The sequence below is a fragment of the Streptomyces sp. NPDC031379 genome, assembly GCF_055569615.1.
In genome coordinates this window covers 101,242-117,058 of sequence record NZ_JBVIIT010000030.1, presented here as the reverse complement: position 1 = coordinate 117,058, position 15,817 = coordinate 101,242, and the positions used below count along the sequence as shown (strand labels likewise).

Below are 15,817 nucleotides of genomic sequence, written 5' to 3'. Positions count from 1 at the left end.
CCCCCCCCCCCCCCCCCCCCCCCTCCCCCCCCCCCCCCCCCCCCCCCCCCCCCCCTTCCCCCCCCCCACCCCCCCCCCCCCCCCCCCCCCCCCCCCCCCCCCCGGCACCCTCACGGGATCACAGCGTGTGCCAGGGGGCGAGGGAGAGTCCGGCGCCCTCCTCCTGACGGGCCACCTTCGGCACTCCGTCGGGGCCGATGAGCGCCATGACCACCCGCCCGCGGCCGTCCCGGGCCAGGGCCGGGCCGCCCTGGCAGGACTCGGTGAGCGCGTACCACCAGAACCCGCCCTCCTCGTTCTCGGTGCCGCCCATGCCCAGCACGGCCGAGCCGTCGTGGTCCCGGTAGGCGAGGACCAGACAGTCGTAACCGTCCAGCGGGACGCGCAGCGCCGCGTACGGCTGTTCGGCCGGGGACGCGCCGAGCGTGCTCGGCCAGCCGCCGATCCGCCAGGCCGCGGCGACGCCGCTGTCGGCGTCGGTCCAGAAGAACGTGGCCCGGTCGGCCGCGGTCCCGACAGCGGCGACCGTGCCGGGCGTGGCGCGCAGGCTGAAGCCGCGCGGCCCGCTGAAGTCGCCGCCGGGCGCGGACTGACGCCAGACCAGCACGCCCGTCTCCGCCGCGGCGCAGACCTCCACCCTGCCGTCCGTCAGGGCGACCGACGCGGGCAGCGCGTCGATGCCGCCGCCGCGCAGGTCCTCCCACGCCCGCCACTTGCCGTTCGGGGCCTCCCGGCGCAGCATCAGACCGCCGTGCGCGCCGCGCACGAAGACGTGCACCGTGCCGTCGGGCGCGACCGCGCCGACCGGCCGGCCCGGTTCCCCGTCCGGGTGCGGGCTGCCGAGCGAACGCCAGTCGGTGAAGGCCAGGCCGGTCTGGTACTGGATGGCGTGGACGAGGTCGACGCTGCGCGAGCCGCCGGTTCCGGTGCGCTCGCGGCGGCCCAGGAAATGCACATAGCCGTCGGCGCCCTGCGCCACCGTCAGATGGGTGAGTCCCGGCGCCGCCACGAAGTGCGGGCCGCTCCACGCGGGGCCGCCGACCGCGGTCTCCGTCCACCGCAGGAGTCCGCCGTCCGTGGGCGCGTAGAGCGTGAGCCGGCCGTCCTTGCCCAGCGCGAGCCAGTTCCCGTGAGCGGCGCCGGACGCGATGCGTCCTCGCTCCTCGCGCGAGCGCTCGACCGGGCGGACGGCGTCCACGGGGCCTGCCGGCCTTCTCCGCATGGCCTCGTGCACCTTCCTGAAGTCCGCCGCATCACGGACACGGGAACCATGAAACTCGGAGCATCATATGCTGTTCGAGCAAGTGTTCCCCAGCCGCTCCCGGGCGGCCGGCCGACGGACCGGTACGGCTCACACCTCCCGCCAGGCCTCCAGCGCCAGCCCCGGCTCGTCCTTCCGCCGGGTCAGCAGGAGTTGCCCGGTCGACGGGGACGAGGTCGCCGCCACCACCCGGTCGTGCTCGTCCGTCGCCAGGGACACCCGCGCGTCCACCGGCAGCGGCGGGCCCGACTCGGCCCACCAGGCGCCCGCCGGCTCCAGCTCCGTCGGGTACGCGGCGAAGGCGACCCGGCCGCTCGCGGAGCGCTGGGCGAGCAGGGTGCAGTCGTGCCCGTCGAAGTCGCAGCGGACCGCCGAGACCGGGCCGGGGCCGGCCGCGGGCAGCAGCGTGACCGGCTTGCCTCCGGGACGCCAGGCGCACAGGTCGCCGGAGGCGCTGGTGTAGAAGACGGTCGTGCTGTCGGGGGACGTGGCGAGGGCGTACAGGGTTCCCGGGCGGACCGGGGCCCGCAGGACCTCCTGGTGCACGGGCGGGGCACCGGCCTCCTCCTGACGCCAGTGCACCAGGCCCGTCGGGACGGCCGCGTACAGCTCGACCCGGCCGGACTCCCCCGTCACCGCCGTGAGACCGTCCTGGACCTCTGCGCCCTCGAGGTCCCGCCAGGGCTCCCAGCCGCCCTTCTCCTTCTGCGCGAGCAGGCTCACGCCGCCGCCGTCGTTGCGGACGAAGACATGGGCGCGGCCCTGTGCGTCGACCGCGACGGCGGGCGTGCCGGTGCGGTCGCCCTTCTTGTCCGGGTGGCCGATGGGGTTCCAGTCCAGGGCCGCGAGACGCGGTCGGAAGTGCGTGGAGTGGACCAGCCCCGACTCGCTCTTGCCGGTGGGCCGCCAGGAGACCAGGTGGACGTAGCCGTCGGCGCCCTGGCCGAGGGCCGGCACGGGGTGCAGCCGCTGGTCGCCGCCCACCCTGCGCGGCGCGGTCCAGGGGCCTGCCGGGCCACGCTCCGCCCGGCACAGGACGGCGTCGCCCGCCGGCTGGTAGACGCTGAGCCGGCCGTCTCGGCCGCGAAGGAGCCAGTCGCCGTTCACCGGTTCACTCTAAGCCGGTCCGCACCGGCCGAACCGACCGCACCCGGCCACCGGGCATGGGACCCTTGGCGGCATGGACGACGCCCCCGACGCCCCGCTCCCGCACGATCCGCTGGTGGTGATCGTGGACGGCGCGAACGTCGTCGGATCGCGGCCCGACGGCTGGTGGCGGGACCGCAGGGGAGCCGCCGAGCGACTGCGGGACCGGCTGGCCGAGACGGGACTGCCCGGCCTCGCGGCCCCGGTGGAGATCGTGCTCGTGGTCGAGGGCGCGGCCCGGGGAGTGCCGTCCGTGCCGGGGGTGCGGGTGGAGTCGGCGCCCGGCAGCGGCGACGACCGGATCGTGGAGCTGGCCGCCGAGCACGCGGACCGGGAGCGTCTGGTGATCACCGCGGACCGCGAACTGCGGCGCAGGGTCACCGAACTGGGCGCGGAGGTGGCCGGCCCGCGCACGGTCCTGGACTGACCGGCTCCCGCCCCCGGCGCCGAGGCGTACCGGGAGCACGCGCGCGTGGGGCGACCTGTCGACCGCCTCGGGCAAGGCGCCGGTGCGGAACCGAACCGCTCCCGCCCCCTCTTGCCCCGGCACCAGGGCGCACGACCGGCACGATCCCGGGCCGAGCCCCTTGCGCTCCCCCTCCCCCGGCACCCCCCGTGCGCGTCGGACGCGGCCGCGGACCGAACCCCGTCCGCTACTCCTCCGGCACCCGTGCGTACAGCACCGCCCCGTCCACCGTGCCCACCTCCTCGTAGCGCGCCGCGAGCAGGCGGCGCAGGCTGGGGACGCGGTCGGGGGCGTACGGCTTGCCGCGGGAGTCGTCGACGACCAGCGCGGGGCGGTGCATGCTCATCTCCCGCCGGAACACCGGCCAGGCGCCCGCGACGGCGTACTTCTCGCCGACCTGCGGGCCGTCCCGGCCGCCGCTGTAGTTGGTGAGCAGGCCCGCGGTGAGGTAGCGGGTGGCGGGCAGGCGGCCGGCCAGCCAGTACGTCTCCGGGTGTATGCCCCAGACGAGGACGCGGTCCGCCGGCGCGGTACGGCGCTCGAGGGCGGCCGCGAGCCGCTGCGCGTGGGCGAGTTCGGGGCGCGGCGCGAGCAGGCCCCAGGCGAGGAAGACGGCGCAGCAGCAGGCCGAGGTGAACACGGCGGCCACGCGCCGTTCCGGCGGCAGGATCTGCAGCGCTCCCGTGGCCAGCAGGGCGAGCGGCGCGGTGAGTTGCAGGTAGTAGTGGCCGAAGAAGTGGCAGCCGAGGGCCACGGCGGCGGCCGAGGAGGCCAGCCACAGCCACAGGTCCACCGCGCCGGTACGGGCGATGCGCAGGGCCCGCAGGACCGGCCCGAGCAGGCCCGCCGAGGCCCCGGCCAGGAGCGCGGTGTTGGTCGACGCCCGGACGAGGACGTGGAGTTCGGACCCGGTGAAGGAGGCGTAGGCGGCCGAGCCGGTCACCGTCCAGAACACGAATCCGGCCGGGTCGGTCACCAGGGCCGCACCGAGTACCGGTACGGCGAACCCGGCGGCGAGCCGTGGCACGCCCGTGCGCGGGGTGCCCTGGCGGTGCAGCAGCCACGCCACCGGCAGCAGCACCGCTCCACCGGTCTGCTTGGTGAGGAACGCGGCGGCGACGGCGGTGCCGGCCGCGCCCCAGCGCCCGCGGTCGGCGCACCACACGGCGGCGGCCGTGCAGGGCAGTATGAACACCTCGAAGGTGGCCGCCTGCGCGTCCTCGGGGTTGAGCCCGACCGAGACCAGCAGGTACAGCACCCCGGCGGTCCGCCCCGCGCCGTCGCCCCAGCGGCGCCGGGCCAGCGAGGCGAGCAGGACGGCGGTGAGCAGCTGGGCGAGGACCGCCAGCACCCGGAGCGGGGCGAGGGAGCCCGGACCGCACACCGCGAAGGCGGCCTCGTACAGCCAGGGCAGCAGCGGCGGCTTGCGGTCCACGACGGTCTCGTACAGATGTCCGCCCTGGGCTAGCTGCCGGGCCTGGACGGCGAGGTAGCCCTCGTCCGGGCTCCACAGCGGCCGGACGAAGGACGGGATCCGGGTGACGCAGGCCAGGACCGCCAACAGGGGCAGCAGCCGCGTCCAGTACGCCGTCCGGGTGGGCACGGTCCAGGGGGAGGCGAGGGGCGCGGCGAGCATGGGCAGCACGCTATCCGGCCCCGACACCTCCCCCGAAGCAGGACATACGGGGCTGAAGTGACGAAGCGTACGATTAAGGAGTTTTTCCGGCGGGAGGCGGTGGCGCCTCGGTCGGCGTCTTCTCGCGCAGGGCCAGCCGGCTGTGCGTGCGGCCGTAGAGGAAGTAGACGACGAAGCCGATGACCATCCAGACGGCGAACCGCAGCCAGGTCTCGGCCGGAAGGTTCAGCATCAGCCACAGCGTGGCGCACACGGACACGAGGGGGACGAACGGGACCCAGGGGGTGCGGAAGGCGCGGGGCAGGTCCGGGCGGGTCCGGCGGAGGATGATCACGCTGATGGCGACGACGACGAAGGCGAACAGCGTACCGATGTTCACCAGCTCGGCCAGCTCGCTCAGGCTGGTGAAGCCGGCCACGACGGCGATGATCACGCCGAGCAGGATGGTCGGCCGGTGCGGGGTCTTGAAGCGCGGGTGCACGCGGGAGAAGAACCGCGGCAGCAGACCGTCGCGGCTCATCGCGAAGAACACCCGGGTCTGGCCGAGCAGCAGGATCATGCACACGGTGGTCAGGCCGACGGCGGCGCCGAAACTGATCACGCCCGCGTACCAGGGGTGCCCGACGGCCTTGAAGGCGTCGGCGAGCGGGGCCTCCACCGAGAGCCCGGTGTACTTCTGCATGCCGGTGACGACGATGGCGACGGCGACGTAGAGCAGGGTGCAGATGAGCAGCGAGCCCAGGATGCCGCGGGGCATGTCCCGCTGCGGGTTGCGGGTCTCCTCGGCGGCCGTGGCGACGATGTCGAAGCCGATGAACGCGAAGAACACCACCGAGGCGGCGGTGAAGATGCCCATCACGCCGAAGTTGGCGGGCGCCCAGCCGAACATCAGCTGGATGAGGGGGGCGTTGAGATTGCCGCCCGCCTTCACCGGCTCCGGGTCCGGGATGAACGGCTGGTAGTTCTGGCCGCGGATGAAGAAGGCCCCGGCGATGATCACGATGAGGACGACGACCACCTTGATGGCGACGACGATCGAGGTGATCCGGGCCGACAGCTTCATACCGAGGACGAGGATGCAGGTGAGCACCAGCACCAGCGCGGCGGCGAGGATGTCGAAGCCGAAGCCGGAGGCGCTGTCCCGGCTGCCCAGGTAGTCCGGCAGGTGCCAGCCGGCGTTGTCCAGCAGCGAGCGGATGTAGCCGGACCAGCCGACCGCCACCACCGCCGTACCGAGCGCGAACTCCAGGACCAGGTCCCAGCCGATGATCCAGGCGGGCAGCTCACCCAGGGAGGCGTAGCTGAACGTGTACGCCGAGCCCGCCACGGGGACCGTGGACGCGAACTCGGCGTAGCACAGGGCGGCGAGCGCACACACCACGCCGGCCGCCACGAAGGCCAGGGACACCGCCGGACCGGCGTTGTTCTTGGCGACCTGTCCGGTCAGGACGAAGATGCCGGTGCCGATGATGACACCGACCCCGAAGACGGTCAGATCCAGCGCGGAGAGGGACTTCTTGAGCGAATGCTCCGGTTCCTCGGTGTCCTGGATGGACTGCTCGACGTTCTTCGTCCGGAAGAGCGCGCTGCTCACGTTCCTGCCTCCCACGCTTGTGAGGCCTCGATATGGCTCAACATGATCGAGAGGGTCGGGACGCGTATGCCCCGGCACTGGCAGGTTCACGCAGACGGGCCGGTTCCGCCACCGGGGGAGGTGGCAAAACCGGCCCGGACGAGCGCTTCTCCTAGTCGCGCGCGGGCTCCACGGAGTCCACCGTGTCCGCCGTACGGTCGAACCGGCCGTCGAGCTTGGAGACCAGTCCGGTGACCTGGCGGGCGATGTCGGGCGCGGTCAGCCCGATCTCGGCGAGCACCTCCGCGCGGGAGGCGTGGTCGAGGAAGCGCGGCGGGATGCCGAAGTCGCGCAGCGGCACGTCCACGCCCGCGTCCCTGAGCGCCTGGGCGACGGCGGAGCCGACACCGCCGGCGCGGCTGTTGTCCTCGACGGTGACGACGACCCGGTGGCGCTCCGCCAGCGGGGCCATGGCCTCGTCGACGGGCTTGACCCAGCGCGGGTCGACGACGGTGGTGGAGATGCCCTGCCTGTCGAGCAGGCCGGCGATCTCCAGGCACATGGGGGCGAGGGCGCCCACGGAGACCAGCAGCACGTCCGGCCGGTCGGTGCCGGGCTCGCGCAGCACGTCCATGCCGCCGACGCGGCCCACGGCCGGTACGGCGGGGCCGACGGCGCCCTTGGAGAAGCGCACCACGGTCGGCGCGTCCTCGACGGCGACGGCCTCGCGCAGTTGCGCCCGCACCTGGTCGGCGTCGCGCGGGGCGGCGAGCCGCAGCCCCGGCACGACCTGAAGGATCGACATGTCCCACATGCCGTTGTGGGAGGCACCGTCGGTACCGGTGACCCCGGCCCGGTCGAGTACGAAGGTCACCCCGCACTTGTGCAGGGCGACGTCCATGAGGACCTGGTCGAAGGCGCGGTTGAGGAAGGTGGCGTACACGGCGAAGACGGGGTGCACACCGGCGTGCGCGAGGCCCGCCGCCGAGACGGCGCCGTGCTGCTCGGCGATCCCGACGTCGTACACGCGTTCGGGGAAGCGCTTGGCGAACTTGTCCAGGCCGACCGGCTGGAGCATGGCCGCCGTGATGGCGACGATGTCGTCGCGCTCCTCGCCGAGCCTGACCATCTCCTCGCCGAACACGGAGGTCCAGTCGGCGCCGGAGGACGCGATCGGCAGGCCCGTGTCCGGGTGGATCTTGCCGACGGCGTGGAAGCGGTCGGCCTCGTCCTGCAGGGCGGGCTGGTAGCCGCGGCCCTTCTCGGTCAGGCAGTGCACGATGACCGGTCCGCCGAACCGCTTGGCCCGGGCCAGCGCCGACTCCAGCGCCTCGATGTCGTGCCCGTCGATCGGGCCGACGTACTTCAGGCCCAGGTCCTCGAACATGCCCTGCGGGGCGATGAAGTCCTTCAGCCCCTTCTTGGCGCCGTGCAGGGTCTCGTACAGCGGCTTGCCGACGACCGGGGTGCGGTCGAGGATGTCCTTCGTCCGGGCGAGGAACCGCTCGTACCCGTCGGTCGTGCGCAGCGTCGCCAGGTGGTTCGCCAGGCCGCCGATGGTCGGGGCGTACGACCGCTCGTTGTCGTTGACGACGATGACCAGCGGGCGGTCCTTGGCCTCGGCGATGTTGTTCAGCGCCTCCCAGGCCATGCCGCCGGTCAGCGCGCCGTCACCGATGACGGCGACGACATGGCTGTCCCGCTTCTTCAGTTCGTTGGCCTTGGCGATGCCGTCGGCCCAGCCGAGGACCGTGGAGGCGTGGCTGTTCTCGATGACGTCGTGCTCGGACTCGGCCTGCGAGGGGTAGCCCGACAGGCCGCCCTTCATCTTCAGCTTGGAGAAGTCCTGCCGGCCGGTGAGCAGCTTGTGCACGTAGGACTGGTGGCCGGTGTCCCACAGGACCTTGTCCTTCGGGGACTCGAAGACGCGGTGCAGGGCGATGGTCAGCTCGACCACACCGAGGTTGGGGCCGAGGTGGCCGCCGGTCTTGGAGACGGCGTCGACGAGGAAGGTCCGGATCTCCCCTGCCAGCTGGTCCAGCTCCTCCAGGCTGAGCCGGTCCAGATCGCGCGGTCCCCTGATGCGGGTCAGCAGCGGCACCCGTGCCTCCTTGCAGTAGAGCTGATCGAGCTGTTGCCGGGCCTGTCGAGTGTAATGTTCCGCGATCGCGGAAGAGGGGCCGCCCTGGCGGTTTCAGCGCGCCCCGCATTCGACCGCACGGCACACTGCCCGACACCGGAGGGTGCCGGGCAGTGGCGTCGTACGTTCTCGCGTCAGCCGCAGTGGCCGATGTCGAACGCACCGCCGGTCACGCCGGCCCAGTCGATACGACCGTAAATCATGATGCAGTGACCGGCGGCCGCAATGCTGACCGGGCCGGCCTGGTACAGGTAATTACCCTGGTCCTTTACCACCTGAGCCGGCGAGTAGCTGCTGCACGTTCCGGTGTCAACGGTCTGCGTACACTTCTCGATCTCGACGAGCATCCACTTCGAGCTTCCGTATCCGTGCGAGCTGTTGGAAACGGCCACCGCGCAGTTCTTACCGGTGGAGGAGTCGTAGTAAAGGTAGACAGTGCCGAACGTACCGGTGCTCGCGGTCACCGAGTAGGTGTCGATCTGGCTGCCGCTGCAGCCGTAGCCGGCAGCCTGCGCCGCAGGTGCGGCCAGCAGGCCGCCGCCGAGGAGAGCCAGGACGGCCACGAGAATGCCATATATCCGCTTCACGCGAAGAATTCCTTTTCCATTTCCAGAACCGTATTCGATAAGAACGGCCGGAGCCTAGCACTCAAGATCATCTAGCCGCAACGGAAAAGGGGGTGCCGGCGCGGACCGGCGGCAAGCGGACGAAAAGGGGCAGAGATAAATCATTGCTTCGGGACGCGACAAAAATATCGCTCAAAAAATGCACCGGGGCCCGGCGCCGGGTGGCGCCGGGCCCTGGGGCGGCAGAGATTACGCGCGACCCGCGGTCTTCTGCGTCTTGCGGGTGATGGAGTCGATGACCACCGTCGTGAGCAGAACCGCGGCGGTGATCATGTACTTCACCGGCTCCGCGATGGACTCCAGCTGGAGGCCGTACTGGATGGACACGATCACCAGCACACCGAGCAGGGCGTTCCAGGTGCGGCCCCGGCCACCGAACAGCGAGGTACCACCGATGACGGCCGCGGCGATCGCGTTCATCAGCAGGTCACCCGTGCCGGCGCTCTGGTTGGCCGACGCGATCTTCGAGGCCAGGAACAGACCGCCGATCGCGGCGAACCCGCCGGAGATCGCGAAGACCGAGATCCGCACCGCCGTGACGTTGATACCCGCACGCCGGGACGCCTCGACGCTGCCGCCGAGCGCGAAGATCTTGCGGCCGTAGGGGGTGCGCCGCAGCACGAAGTCCGTGCCGACCAGGAACGCGAGGAAGATCACCGTGGCCAGCGGCAGGCCCTTGTACTGGTTGTACATGTACGCCGCGGCGAAGGAGATCACGGCCAGCAGCGCCGTGCGCAGGACGGTGTCGCTGAGCGGCCGGGACGGGACGCCCGCGGCCTCCCGGCGCCGGTTGCCGAGGAAGGAGGAGACGAAGAACAGCGCGACCACGACGACGGCCAGGCCGTAGGCGGCGGCCACGTCCGTGAAGGTGTACGTGGTCAGCTTGCCGATCAGACCGTCGCTGTCGAGGTTGATCGTGCCGTCCTCGCCCAGCACCTTCAGCATGAAGCCCAGCCAGAACAGCAGACCGGCCAGGGTGACGGCGAAGGCGGGGGCGCCGAGCACCGCGAAGAAGAAGCCGTGCAGCGAGCCGATGACGGCACCGGCGGCGATGGCGACGAGCACGGCCACCCACTCGGGCCAGCCCTGGTTGACCGTGAGGACGGCCGCGAGGGCGCTGGCCGCGCCGCTGACCGAGCCGACCGACAGGTCGATCTCGCCGAGCAGCAGCACGAAGACGATGCCGACGGAGATCATGCCCGTGCCGACCATCGTGACCGTGATGTTGCTGATGTTCTGCGCGGAGAGGAACTCGGAGTTCAGGACCTGGAAGATGATGCAGATGATCGCCAGGCCCAGGACGACCGGGAGGGAACCCAGCTCGCCGGCCTTCATCTTGCGCTTGAACTCGCTCCAGTAGCCGAGCAGGCCCTGCTCGCGCACGAGGAGACGCGGGTCGACCGCGGTGACGGCCGCGGCCGCCGCCTCCGGGTTCTCGACGACGTGCTCGTCCTGCGGGGACGCGGAGGTCTTGTCGATGCTCACTTGGAAACCTCCCCGTTCGTGCGCGCCGCACGGCGGGTCACGGCGTTGTCGGTGGCGCCCGTGATGGCGGAGATGATCTCCTCCTGAGAGGTCGTCTTGACCTCGAAGACACCGTTGTTGCGGCCGAGGCGCAGGACGGCGACCTTGTCGGCCACCGCCTTCACGTCCGCCATGTTGTGGCTGATGAGGATGACGGCGTGACCGCGCTCGCGCAGGCGCTCGACCAGGTCGAGGACCTGGGCGGTCTGCTCGACACCGAGCGCGGCGGTGGGCTCGTCGAGGATGACCAGCTTCGGGTCGCCGAGCATGGAGCGGGCGATGGCCACCGTCTGGCGCTGACCGCCGGAGAGCGAGGCGATCGGGATGCGGACGCTCGGGATGCGGATCGAGAGCGTGGTGAGCAGCTCGCGGGCGCGGCGCTCCATCTCGACCTCGTCCAGCACGCCCCACTTCCTCAGCTCACGACCGAGGAACAGGTTGCCGACGACGTCGATGTTGTCGCACAGCGCGAGGTCCTGGTACACCGTCGCGATGCCCAGGGCCTGGGCGTCGTGCGGCCTGCTGATCGAGACGGGCTCGCCATTCCACTCGATGGCGCCCTCGTCGATGGGGTGCACGCCGGCGATCGTCTTGACCAGCGTGGACTTTCCGGCGCCGTTGTCGCCGACCAGGGCGACCACCTCACCGGCGTGGACCTCAAGCTCTACGTCGGTGAGCGCCTGAACGGCACCGAACCGCTTGGAGACCCCGCGCAACGCCAGCACGGGCGTAGCGGACACGTGAACCATCTCCTTCGCCGCCTGACCCGGCGGGAGGTTGTGCAGAAAGATTGGGGGGAGTTCCGTCCGGCGCCCCGCGTCGAGCTTTGCGGGGCTGTCGGTGCGCGGGGCGCCGGAGGAGCAGGGGGCAGTCGGGTCGTTCCCCACGGGCAGTCGAGGACGAGTGCCCGCTCCTGGGAAGGACGTGCGGCTGCTTACTTGGTGAGGCCGATCTTCTCGCAGGCGGCCTTGTACTTGCCGCCGCAGATCTCGTCCAGGGTGTAGACACCGTCCTTGACGACGGTGTCCTTGATGTTGTCCTGGGTCAGCGAGGTGACCGGGACGAGCACCGAGGGGACGTCCTTCTGGGAGTTGCTGGAGACCTTGTCCTTGGCGACGGAGTCCAGCGACTTGCCCTGGGCGAGCGCGACGGCCATCTCGGCGGCGGCGTCGGCCTCGGGAGCGTACGGCTTGTAGACGCTCATGTACTGCTCACCGGAGACGATGCGCTGCACACCGGCCAGCTCGGCGTCCTGGCCGGTGACCGGGACCTTGACGCCCGCGGCGTTGAGGGCGGTGATGATACCGCCGGCCATGCCGTCGTTGGCGGAGTACACGCCCGCGATCTTGCCCTTGCCGACCGAGGAGATCGCCGCCTCCATCTCGGAGTTGGCGTTGTCCGGCGACCACTCCTTGGTGTCGTACTCCTTGGCGATGGTGACCTTGCCGTTGAGGACGGAGTGCGCGCCCTTCTTGAACTGGGCGGCGTTCGGGTCGGTGACCGAGCCGTTGATCATGACGATCTTGGAGGACTTGGTGGCCTTGTCGCCCAGGGCCTTCAGCAGGGCCTCACCCTGGGTCCGGCCGACCTCCTCGTTGTCGAACGAGGTGTAGGCGCTGATCGGGCCCTCGGCGAGGCGGTCGTACGCGACGACCTTGATGCCGGCGTCCACGGCCTTCTGGACGGAGTTCTGGATGGCCTTGGCGTCCACCGCGTCCACGATCAGGACGTCCACCTTGTTGGTGATCATGGTGTCGACCTGCTGGGCCTGCAGGTTCGCGTCCTGGCGGGCGTTGTTGTACTGGACTTCCGCCTTGCCGTTCGTCAGCTCCTTGATCTTCTTCTCGATCAGCGGCTTGTCGAACTTCTCGTAGCGGGCGGTCTTGTTCTCCGGCAGGAGCAGACCGACCTTGATGTCGTCGCCCTTCTTGGCCGACGAGGAGGAAGAGCTGTCGTTGCCCTTCGACTCCTTGGCGCTGCCACAAGCGGCAAGCGAAACGGCCATGGCACCCGCGGCAACGGCAACGGCGGCACGACGCATACGTGCGTTCACTTCAGAAACCTCCCTGACGAGGCCGCGTCGTTGCGGCCGAGGTGGCTGGAAGTCAACTCGGCCACACGTGCGACGTCAAGAAGTAAATCCTTAACGAGATGGCAACGGTGCCATCCGTTCTCTAAGTGAAGGCAGGGGCCGCCACAGGCAGCGTTCCATCCAAAAGGGTCGAATCGCCCATCTCGCTGAGGGCGAGGGCGAGCGCTCCGAGCACCTCCGCACGGCCTCCAAGTGCCCCCGGGAGAACGGACAGTTGGCGCGCCGCACTGGGAATGGCGTAGCGACCGACGGACTCCCTGATCGGCCCGAGCACCAGCTCACCGGCCTCCGCGAGATCACCGCCGAGGACCACCCGGCTCGGGTTCAGCAGATTGCAGAGATTGGCGACTCCACTGCCGATGTGGCGGCCGACGTCGGCGATCACCCGACGACAGCCCGGGTCACCGTCCCTGGCCAGCCGTACGACACCCTCCATCGTCAGATCGGGACCATGGCTGGGCTGGAGCAGCGGGAGCACATAGCGTGCCGCCGCGAACGTCTCCAGGCAGCCACGGTTCCCGCAACGGCAGACCGGGCCGGATTCATCGAGTGTAATATGTCCGATTTCTCCTGCAGTGCCGCCGGGACCGCGATAGATCTTCCCGTCGATCACCAGACCGGCTCCGACACCGCTCGCGACCTTGATGTACGCGAGGTCGCGCACGCCCTTGCCGCTGCCCCAGACCAGCTCGCCGAGGGCGCCGAGGTTGGCGTCGTTGTCCACGTGCACGGGCACGCCCAGCCGCTCGCGCATCTCCTCGGCGGGCTTGGTGCCGCCCCAGCCGGGCAGGATCGCGGTGGAGCCCAGCGTCCCCGACTCCACGTCGATCGGGCCCGGCACACCGAGCCCCACGCCGGCCACCTTGGACCGGTCCACCCCGGTTGCTGCGATCAGGCGACTGACCAGCTCCTCGGCCCGGTCGAAGCCCTGCGCGGAGGAGGCGTCGACGTCCAGCGGCTCGGATTCCTCCGCCAGCACCTGATGGGCGAGGTTCCCGATCGCGACGCGCAGATGGGTGTGCCCGAAATCGACGCCGATCACGATGCCCGCGTCGCCGCTCAGGCTGACGCTGCGGGCCCGCCGCCCGCCCGCCGACGTGGGCGTGACCTCGACGGTTCCGCCGTCCTTCAGCTCCCGCACGATGTTGGAGACGGTCGCGGCGGACAGACCGGTCGTCCGCGCGATCTCCGCCTGCGTGAGAGACCCGGCCAGGCGTACGGCCCGGACGACCCGCTCCAGGTTGGCTCGGTGCAGTGATGACTGCGACCCTGGAGTCTCCACGACGACCTCCTGAGCGCGGGGCCGCTTCGATGAGGCCCCGTGTATGTCCAACTAGTGAACTCTAAGCTGAGCCGTTCGGGGCGACTTCCGTCAAGAGGTTGAACCGTTTCCGGGTGCAGGGACACAGCGACGCACACCGCCCCGGCGAGCGGGACGGTGTGCATGCGCGCGGTCGCGGGACGTGGCCCCGCCGGGCAGGGCGCCCCTACTTCAGCGCCCCCGCGGTCAGCCCCTGCACCACCTGGCGCTGGAAGACGATGTAGGCCGCGAGCACCGGCAGCATCGCCATCACGAGGCCCGCGAACAGTCCTGACCAGTCACCCTTGTATCCCTGGCTGACCGCCAGCTGGACCAGGCCCTGGGTGAGGACGCGCTTGTCGGGGTCGGTGTTGAGGACCGTGGGCAGCATGTACTGGTTCCACTGGCCCAGGAAGTTGAAGATGCCCACGCTGATCAGACCCGGCTTCGCCATGGGCAGCATGATCTGGAAGAACGTACGCGTGTGCGAAGCGCCGTCGACGAAGGCCGCCTCCGCCACCGAGGTGGGCAGGGTGCGGAAGAACGCCGTGAGGAAGAAGACCGTGAACGGCAGCGAGTACGCGATGTAGACCAGGATCAGGCCGTGGATCGTGTTCAGCAGCCCCATGTTGTTCACGACGTAGAACAGCGGGACCAGTGCGAGCATGATCGGGAAGCTCATGCCGCCGATGAACAGGTAGTAGATGAAGCGGTTGCCCGGGAAGTCGAAGCGGGCCAGCACGTACGCCGCCATGGAGCCGAGCACCAGGGTGCCGATGAGCGAGCCGCCGACCACCAGGATGGTGTTCAGGAAGTAGTCGCTCATGTTGGCGTCGGTCCACGCCCGGGCCCAGTTGTCGAAGTGCAGCTTGTCGGGCAGGGACCAGGGCGAGCCGAAGATGGAGCTGTCGTCCTTGAAGGACGTCATCACCGCCCACACCAGCGGCATGACCACCATGATCGCCCAGAGGACCAGGATGCCGTGGGAGAAGACGTTGAGGACGCGGCCCTCCTTCTTCTGCCCGGAGGGCCGCGCGACCGGGGGCGCGTCCACCTTGGAGACGGTCGCGCCGGACTCGGCCGGCAGCGGGGCGGGGGTCTCGGTCGTCTTCATCGCTTCAGTACTCCAGCCGCTCGCGACGGCCCAGCCGCATCACGACCGCCGCGAACGCGAGCGTGACGACGAGCAGGGCGACGCCGATGGTGGTGGCGTAGGCGGCCTGACCGTCCCGGAACGCCTTCTGGTACACGTACAGGACCATCACGGTGGTCGAGTAGTCGGGCCCGCCCGGTCCGGTCGTCATGATCTGTACGACCGCGAACGACTCGGCGCCGAGCGCGAGGATGCCCATGTAGACCCAGCCGGACTGCACGGTGTCCCACAGCAGCGGCAGGGTGATGCGGAAGAAGGTGGTGAAGCGGCTGGCCCCGTCCAGCAGGGCGGCCTCGTACATCTCGGCCGGGATCGAGGCCATGCCCGCGGAGAACAGCACCACGAAGAAGCCGACCGTGGACCACACGAGCACCGCCATCACGCACCACAGCGCGAGGCTCGGGTCGCCCAGCCACAGCGGCTGGAGGCTGTCGAGTCCGACGCCGCGCAGGAGCGAGTTGATCGCGCCGCTGTCCGGGTTGTACGCGAAGGCGAACAACAGCGAGACGATCGCGATCGAGAGCACCTGCGGGAAGAAGTAGACGATCTTGTAGAAGGCCGAGCCCCGGACACCCGAGATCACGGGGCCGCCCCTTCTCCGCCGTCCGCCCACATTGATCATGAAGGCGAAGAACAGCGCCAGACCGATCGTCACCACTGGCAGCACCAGAGCGAACAGCAGACTGTGCTGCAACGACTTCCAGAAGATGTCGTCGTCGAACATCCTCTTGTAGTTGTCGAAGCCGACCATCTTGAATTCGGGGCTGAGGCCGGTCCAGTCCGTGAACGAGTAGTAGATGGACTGGATGAACGGCCACACCACGAAGAGCGCGTACAGTCCCAGGGGCAGTGCCAGAAACCCCACAATGAACCGGTACTTGCCGTGCTGCATCGCCACTC

13 protein-coding genes are annotated in these 15,817 nt (G+C 70.3%); 1 reads left to right on the top strand and 12 read right to left on the bottom strand.

The genetic code is table 11. The annotated features are described in order from the left end of the window. Nucleotides 1-118: 118 nt before the first annotated feature. Both ACZ5CW_RS34885 and ACZ5CW_RS34880 read right to left on the bottom strand, forming a co-directional pair. Nucleotides 119-1,222: a DUF8189 domain-containing protein gene (locus ACZ5CW_RS34885; RefSeq protein ID WP_468608643.1), complete on the bottom strand. Its 1,104-nt coding sequence runs from the start codon at nucleotides 1,220-1,222 to the stop codon at nucleotides 119-121. A gap of 129 nt (nucleotides 1,223-1,351) precedes the next feature. After that, nucleotides 1,352-2,368: a PLL family lectin gene (locus ACZ5CW_RS34880; RefSeq protein ID WP_468608641.1), complete on the bottom strand. Its 1,017-nt coding sequence runs from the start codon at nucleotides 2,366-2,368 to the stop codon at nucleotides 1,352-1,354. Between the two features lie 73 nt (nucleotides 2,369-2,441). On the opposite strand from ACZ5CW_RS34880, the gene ACZ5CW_RS34875 reads away from it, so the two are divergent. Then, nucleotides 2,442-2,834 (top strand): PIN domain-containing protein, encoded by a 393-nt coding sequence (locus ACZ5CW_RS34875; protein WP_468608639.1) that lies wholly within the window; start codon nucleotides 2,442-2,444, stop codon nucleotides 2,832-2,834. 226 nt (nucleotides 2,835-3,060) lie between these two features. Here the strand turns inward: ACZ5CW_RS34875 and ACZ5CW_RS34870 are convergent, their stop codons facing one another. The 10 genes from ACZ5CW_RS34870 to ACZ5CW_RS34825 form a co-directional block, all read right to left on the bottom strand. Beyond that, the gene (locus ACZ5CW_RS34870; RefSeq protein WP_468608638.1) at nucleotides 3,061-4,509 is read right to left on the bottom strand and encodes an ArnT family glycosyltransferase; all 1,449 of its coding nucleotides are present in this window, start codon (nucleotides 4,507-4,509) and stop codon (nucleotides 3,061-3,063) included. A gap of 73 nt (nucleotides 4,510-4,582) precedes the next feature. Further along, nucleotides 4,583-6,103 (bottom strand): amino acid permease, encoded by a 1,521-nt coding sequence (locus ACZ5CW_RS34865; RefSeq protein WP_468608637.1) that lies wholly within the window; start codon nucleotides 6,101-6,103, stop codon nucleotides 4,583-4,585. A 151-nt stretch (nucleotides 6,104-6,254) separates the two neighbouring features. Further along, nucleotides 6,255-8,183, bottom strand: coding sequence for a 1-deoxy-D-xylulose-5-phosphate synthase (gene dxs, locus ACZ5CW_RS34860; RefSeq protein WP_468608636.1), 1,929 nt, complete (start codon nucleotides 8,181-8,183; stop codon nucleotides 6,255-6,257). Between the two features lie 173 nt (nucleotides 8,184-8,356). Further along, nucleotides 8,357-8,809, bottom strand: a complete 453-nt coding sequence (locus ACZ5CW_RS34855) for a hypothetical protein (RefSeq protein ID WP_468608634.1) — start codon at nucleotides 8,807-8,809, stop codon at nucleotides 8,357-8,359. Between the two features lie 228 nt (nucleotides 8,810-9,037). Beyond that, nucleotides 9,038-10,333, bottom strand: coding sequence for a sugar ABC transporter permease (locus ACZ5CW_RS34850; protein WP_468608632.1), 1,296 nt, complete (start codon nucleotides 10,331-10,333; stop codon nucleotides 9,038-9,040). Next, a complete protein-coding gene (locus tag ACZ5CW_RS34845; RefSeq protein ID WP_356938819.1) occupies nucleotides 10,330-11,121 on the bottom strand; it encodes an ATP-binding cassette domain-containing protein in 792 nt (263 codons plus the stop codon). Before ACZ5CW_RS34845 ends, ACZ5CW_RS34850 begins: the two co-directional genes overlap by 4 nt. A gap of 185 nt (nucleotides 11,122-11,306) precedes the next feature. Beyond that, nucleotides 11,307-12,413 carry a substrate-binding domain-containing protein gene (locus tag ACZ5CW_RS34840; RefSeq protein ID WP_468608645.1) on the bottom strand — a complete coding sequence of 369 codons (1,107 nt, stop codon included), beginning with the start codon at nucleotides 12,411-12,413 and terminating at the stop codon, nucleotides 11,307-11,309. 133 nt (nucleotides 12,414-12,546) lie between these two features. After that, nucleotides 12,547-13,746: an ROK family transcriptional regulator gene (locus tag ACZ5CW_RS34835; protein WP_468608630.1), complete on the bottom strand. Its 1,200-nt coding sequence runs from the start codon at nucleotides 13,744-13,746 to the stop codon at nucleotides 12,547-12,549. Nucleotides 13,747-13,951: 205 nt separating this feature from the next. Continuing rightward, on the bottom strand, nucleotides 13,952-14,878 hold the full coding sequence (locus ACZ5CW_RS34830; protein WP_468608628.1) for a carbohydrate ABC transporter permease: 927 nt from the start codon (nucleotides 14,876-14,878) through the stop codon (nucleotides 13,952-13,954). A gap of 4 nt (nucleotides 14,879-14,882) precedes the next feature. Further along, nucleotides 14,883-15,809, bottom strand: a complete 927-nt coding sequence (locus tag ACZ5CW_RS34825; RefSeq protein WP_468608626.1) for a carbohydrate ABC transporter permease — start codon at nucleotides 15,807-15,809, stop codon at nucleotides 14,883-14,885. Nucleotides 15,810-15,817 lie beyond the last annotated feature (8 nt).

Excerpts from the sequence above, each read along its gene's own strand:
- ACZ5CW_RS34885 (WP_468608643.1), bottom strand. The coding sequence starts at position 1,222 with ATGCGGAGAAGGCCGGCAGGCCCCGTGGACGCCGTCCGCCCGGTCGAG.
- ACZ5CW_RS34875 (WP_468608639.1), top strand. The coding sequence starts at position 2,442 with ATGGACGACGCCCCCGACGCCCCGCTCCCGCACGATCCGCTGGTGGTG.
- ACZ5CW_RS34870 (WP_468608638.1), bottom strand. The coding sequence starts at position 4,509 with ATGCTCGCCGCGCCCCTCGCCTCCCCCTGGACCGTGCCCACCCGGACG.
- ACZ5CW_RS34845 (WP_356938819.1), bottom strand. The coding sequence starts at position 11,121 with ATGGTTCACGTGTCCGCTACGCCCGTGCTGGCGTTGCGCGGGGTCTCC.
- ACZ5CW_RS34840 (WP_468608645.1), bottom strand. The coding sequence starts at position 12,413 with ATGCGTCGTGCCGCCGTTGCCGTTGCCGCGGGTGCCATGGCCGTTTCG.
- ACZ5CW_RS34830 (WP_468608628.1), bottom strand. The coding sequence starts at position 14,878 with ATGAAGACGACCGAGACCCCCGCCCCGCTGCCGGCCGAGTCCGGCGCG.
- ACZ5CW_RS34825 (WP_468608626.1), bottom strand. The coding sequence starts at position 15,809 with ATGCAGCACGGCAAGTACCGGTTCATTGTGGGGTTTCTGGCACTGCCC.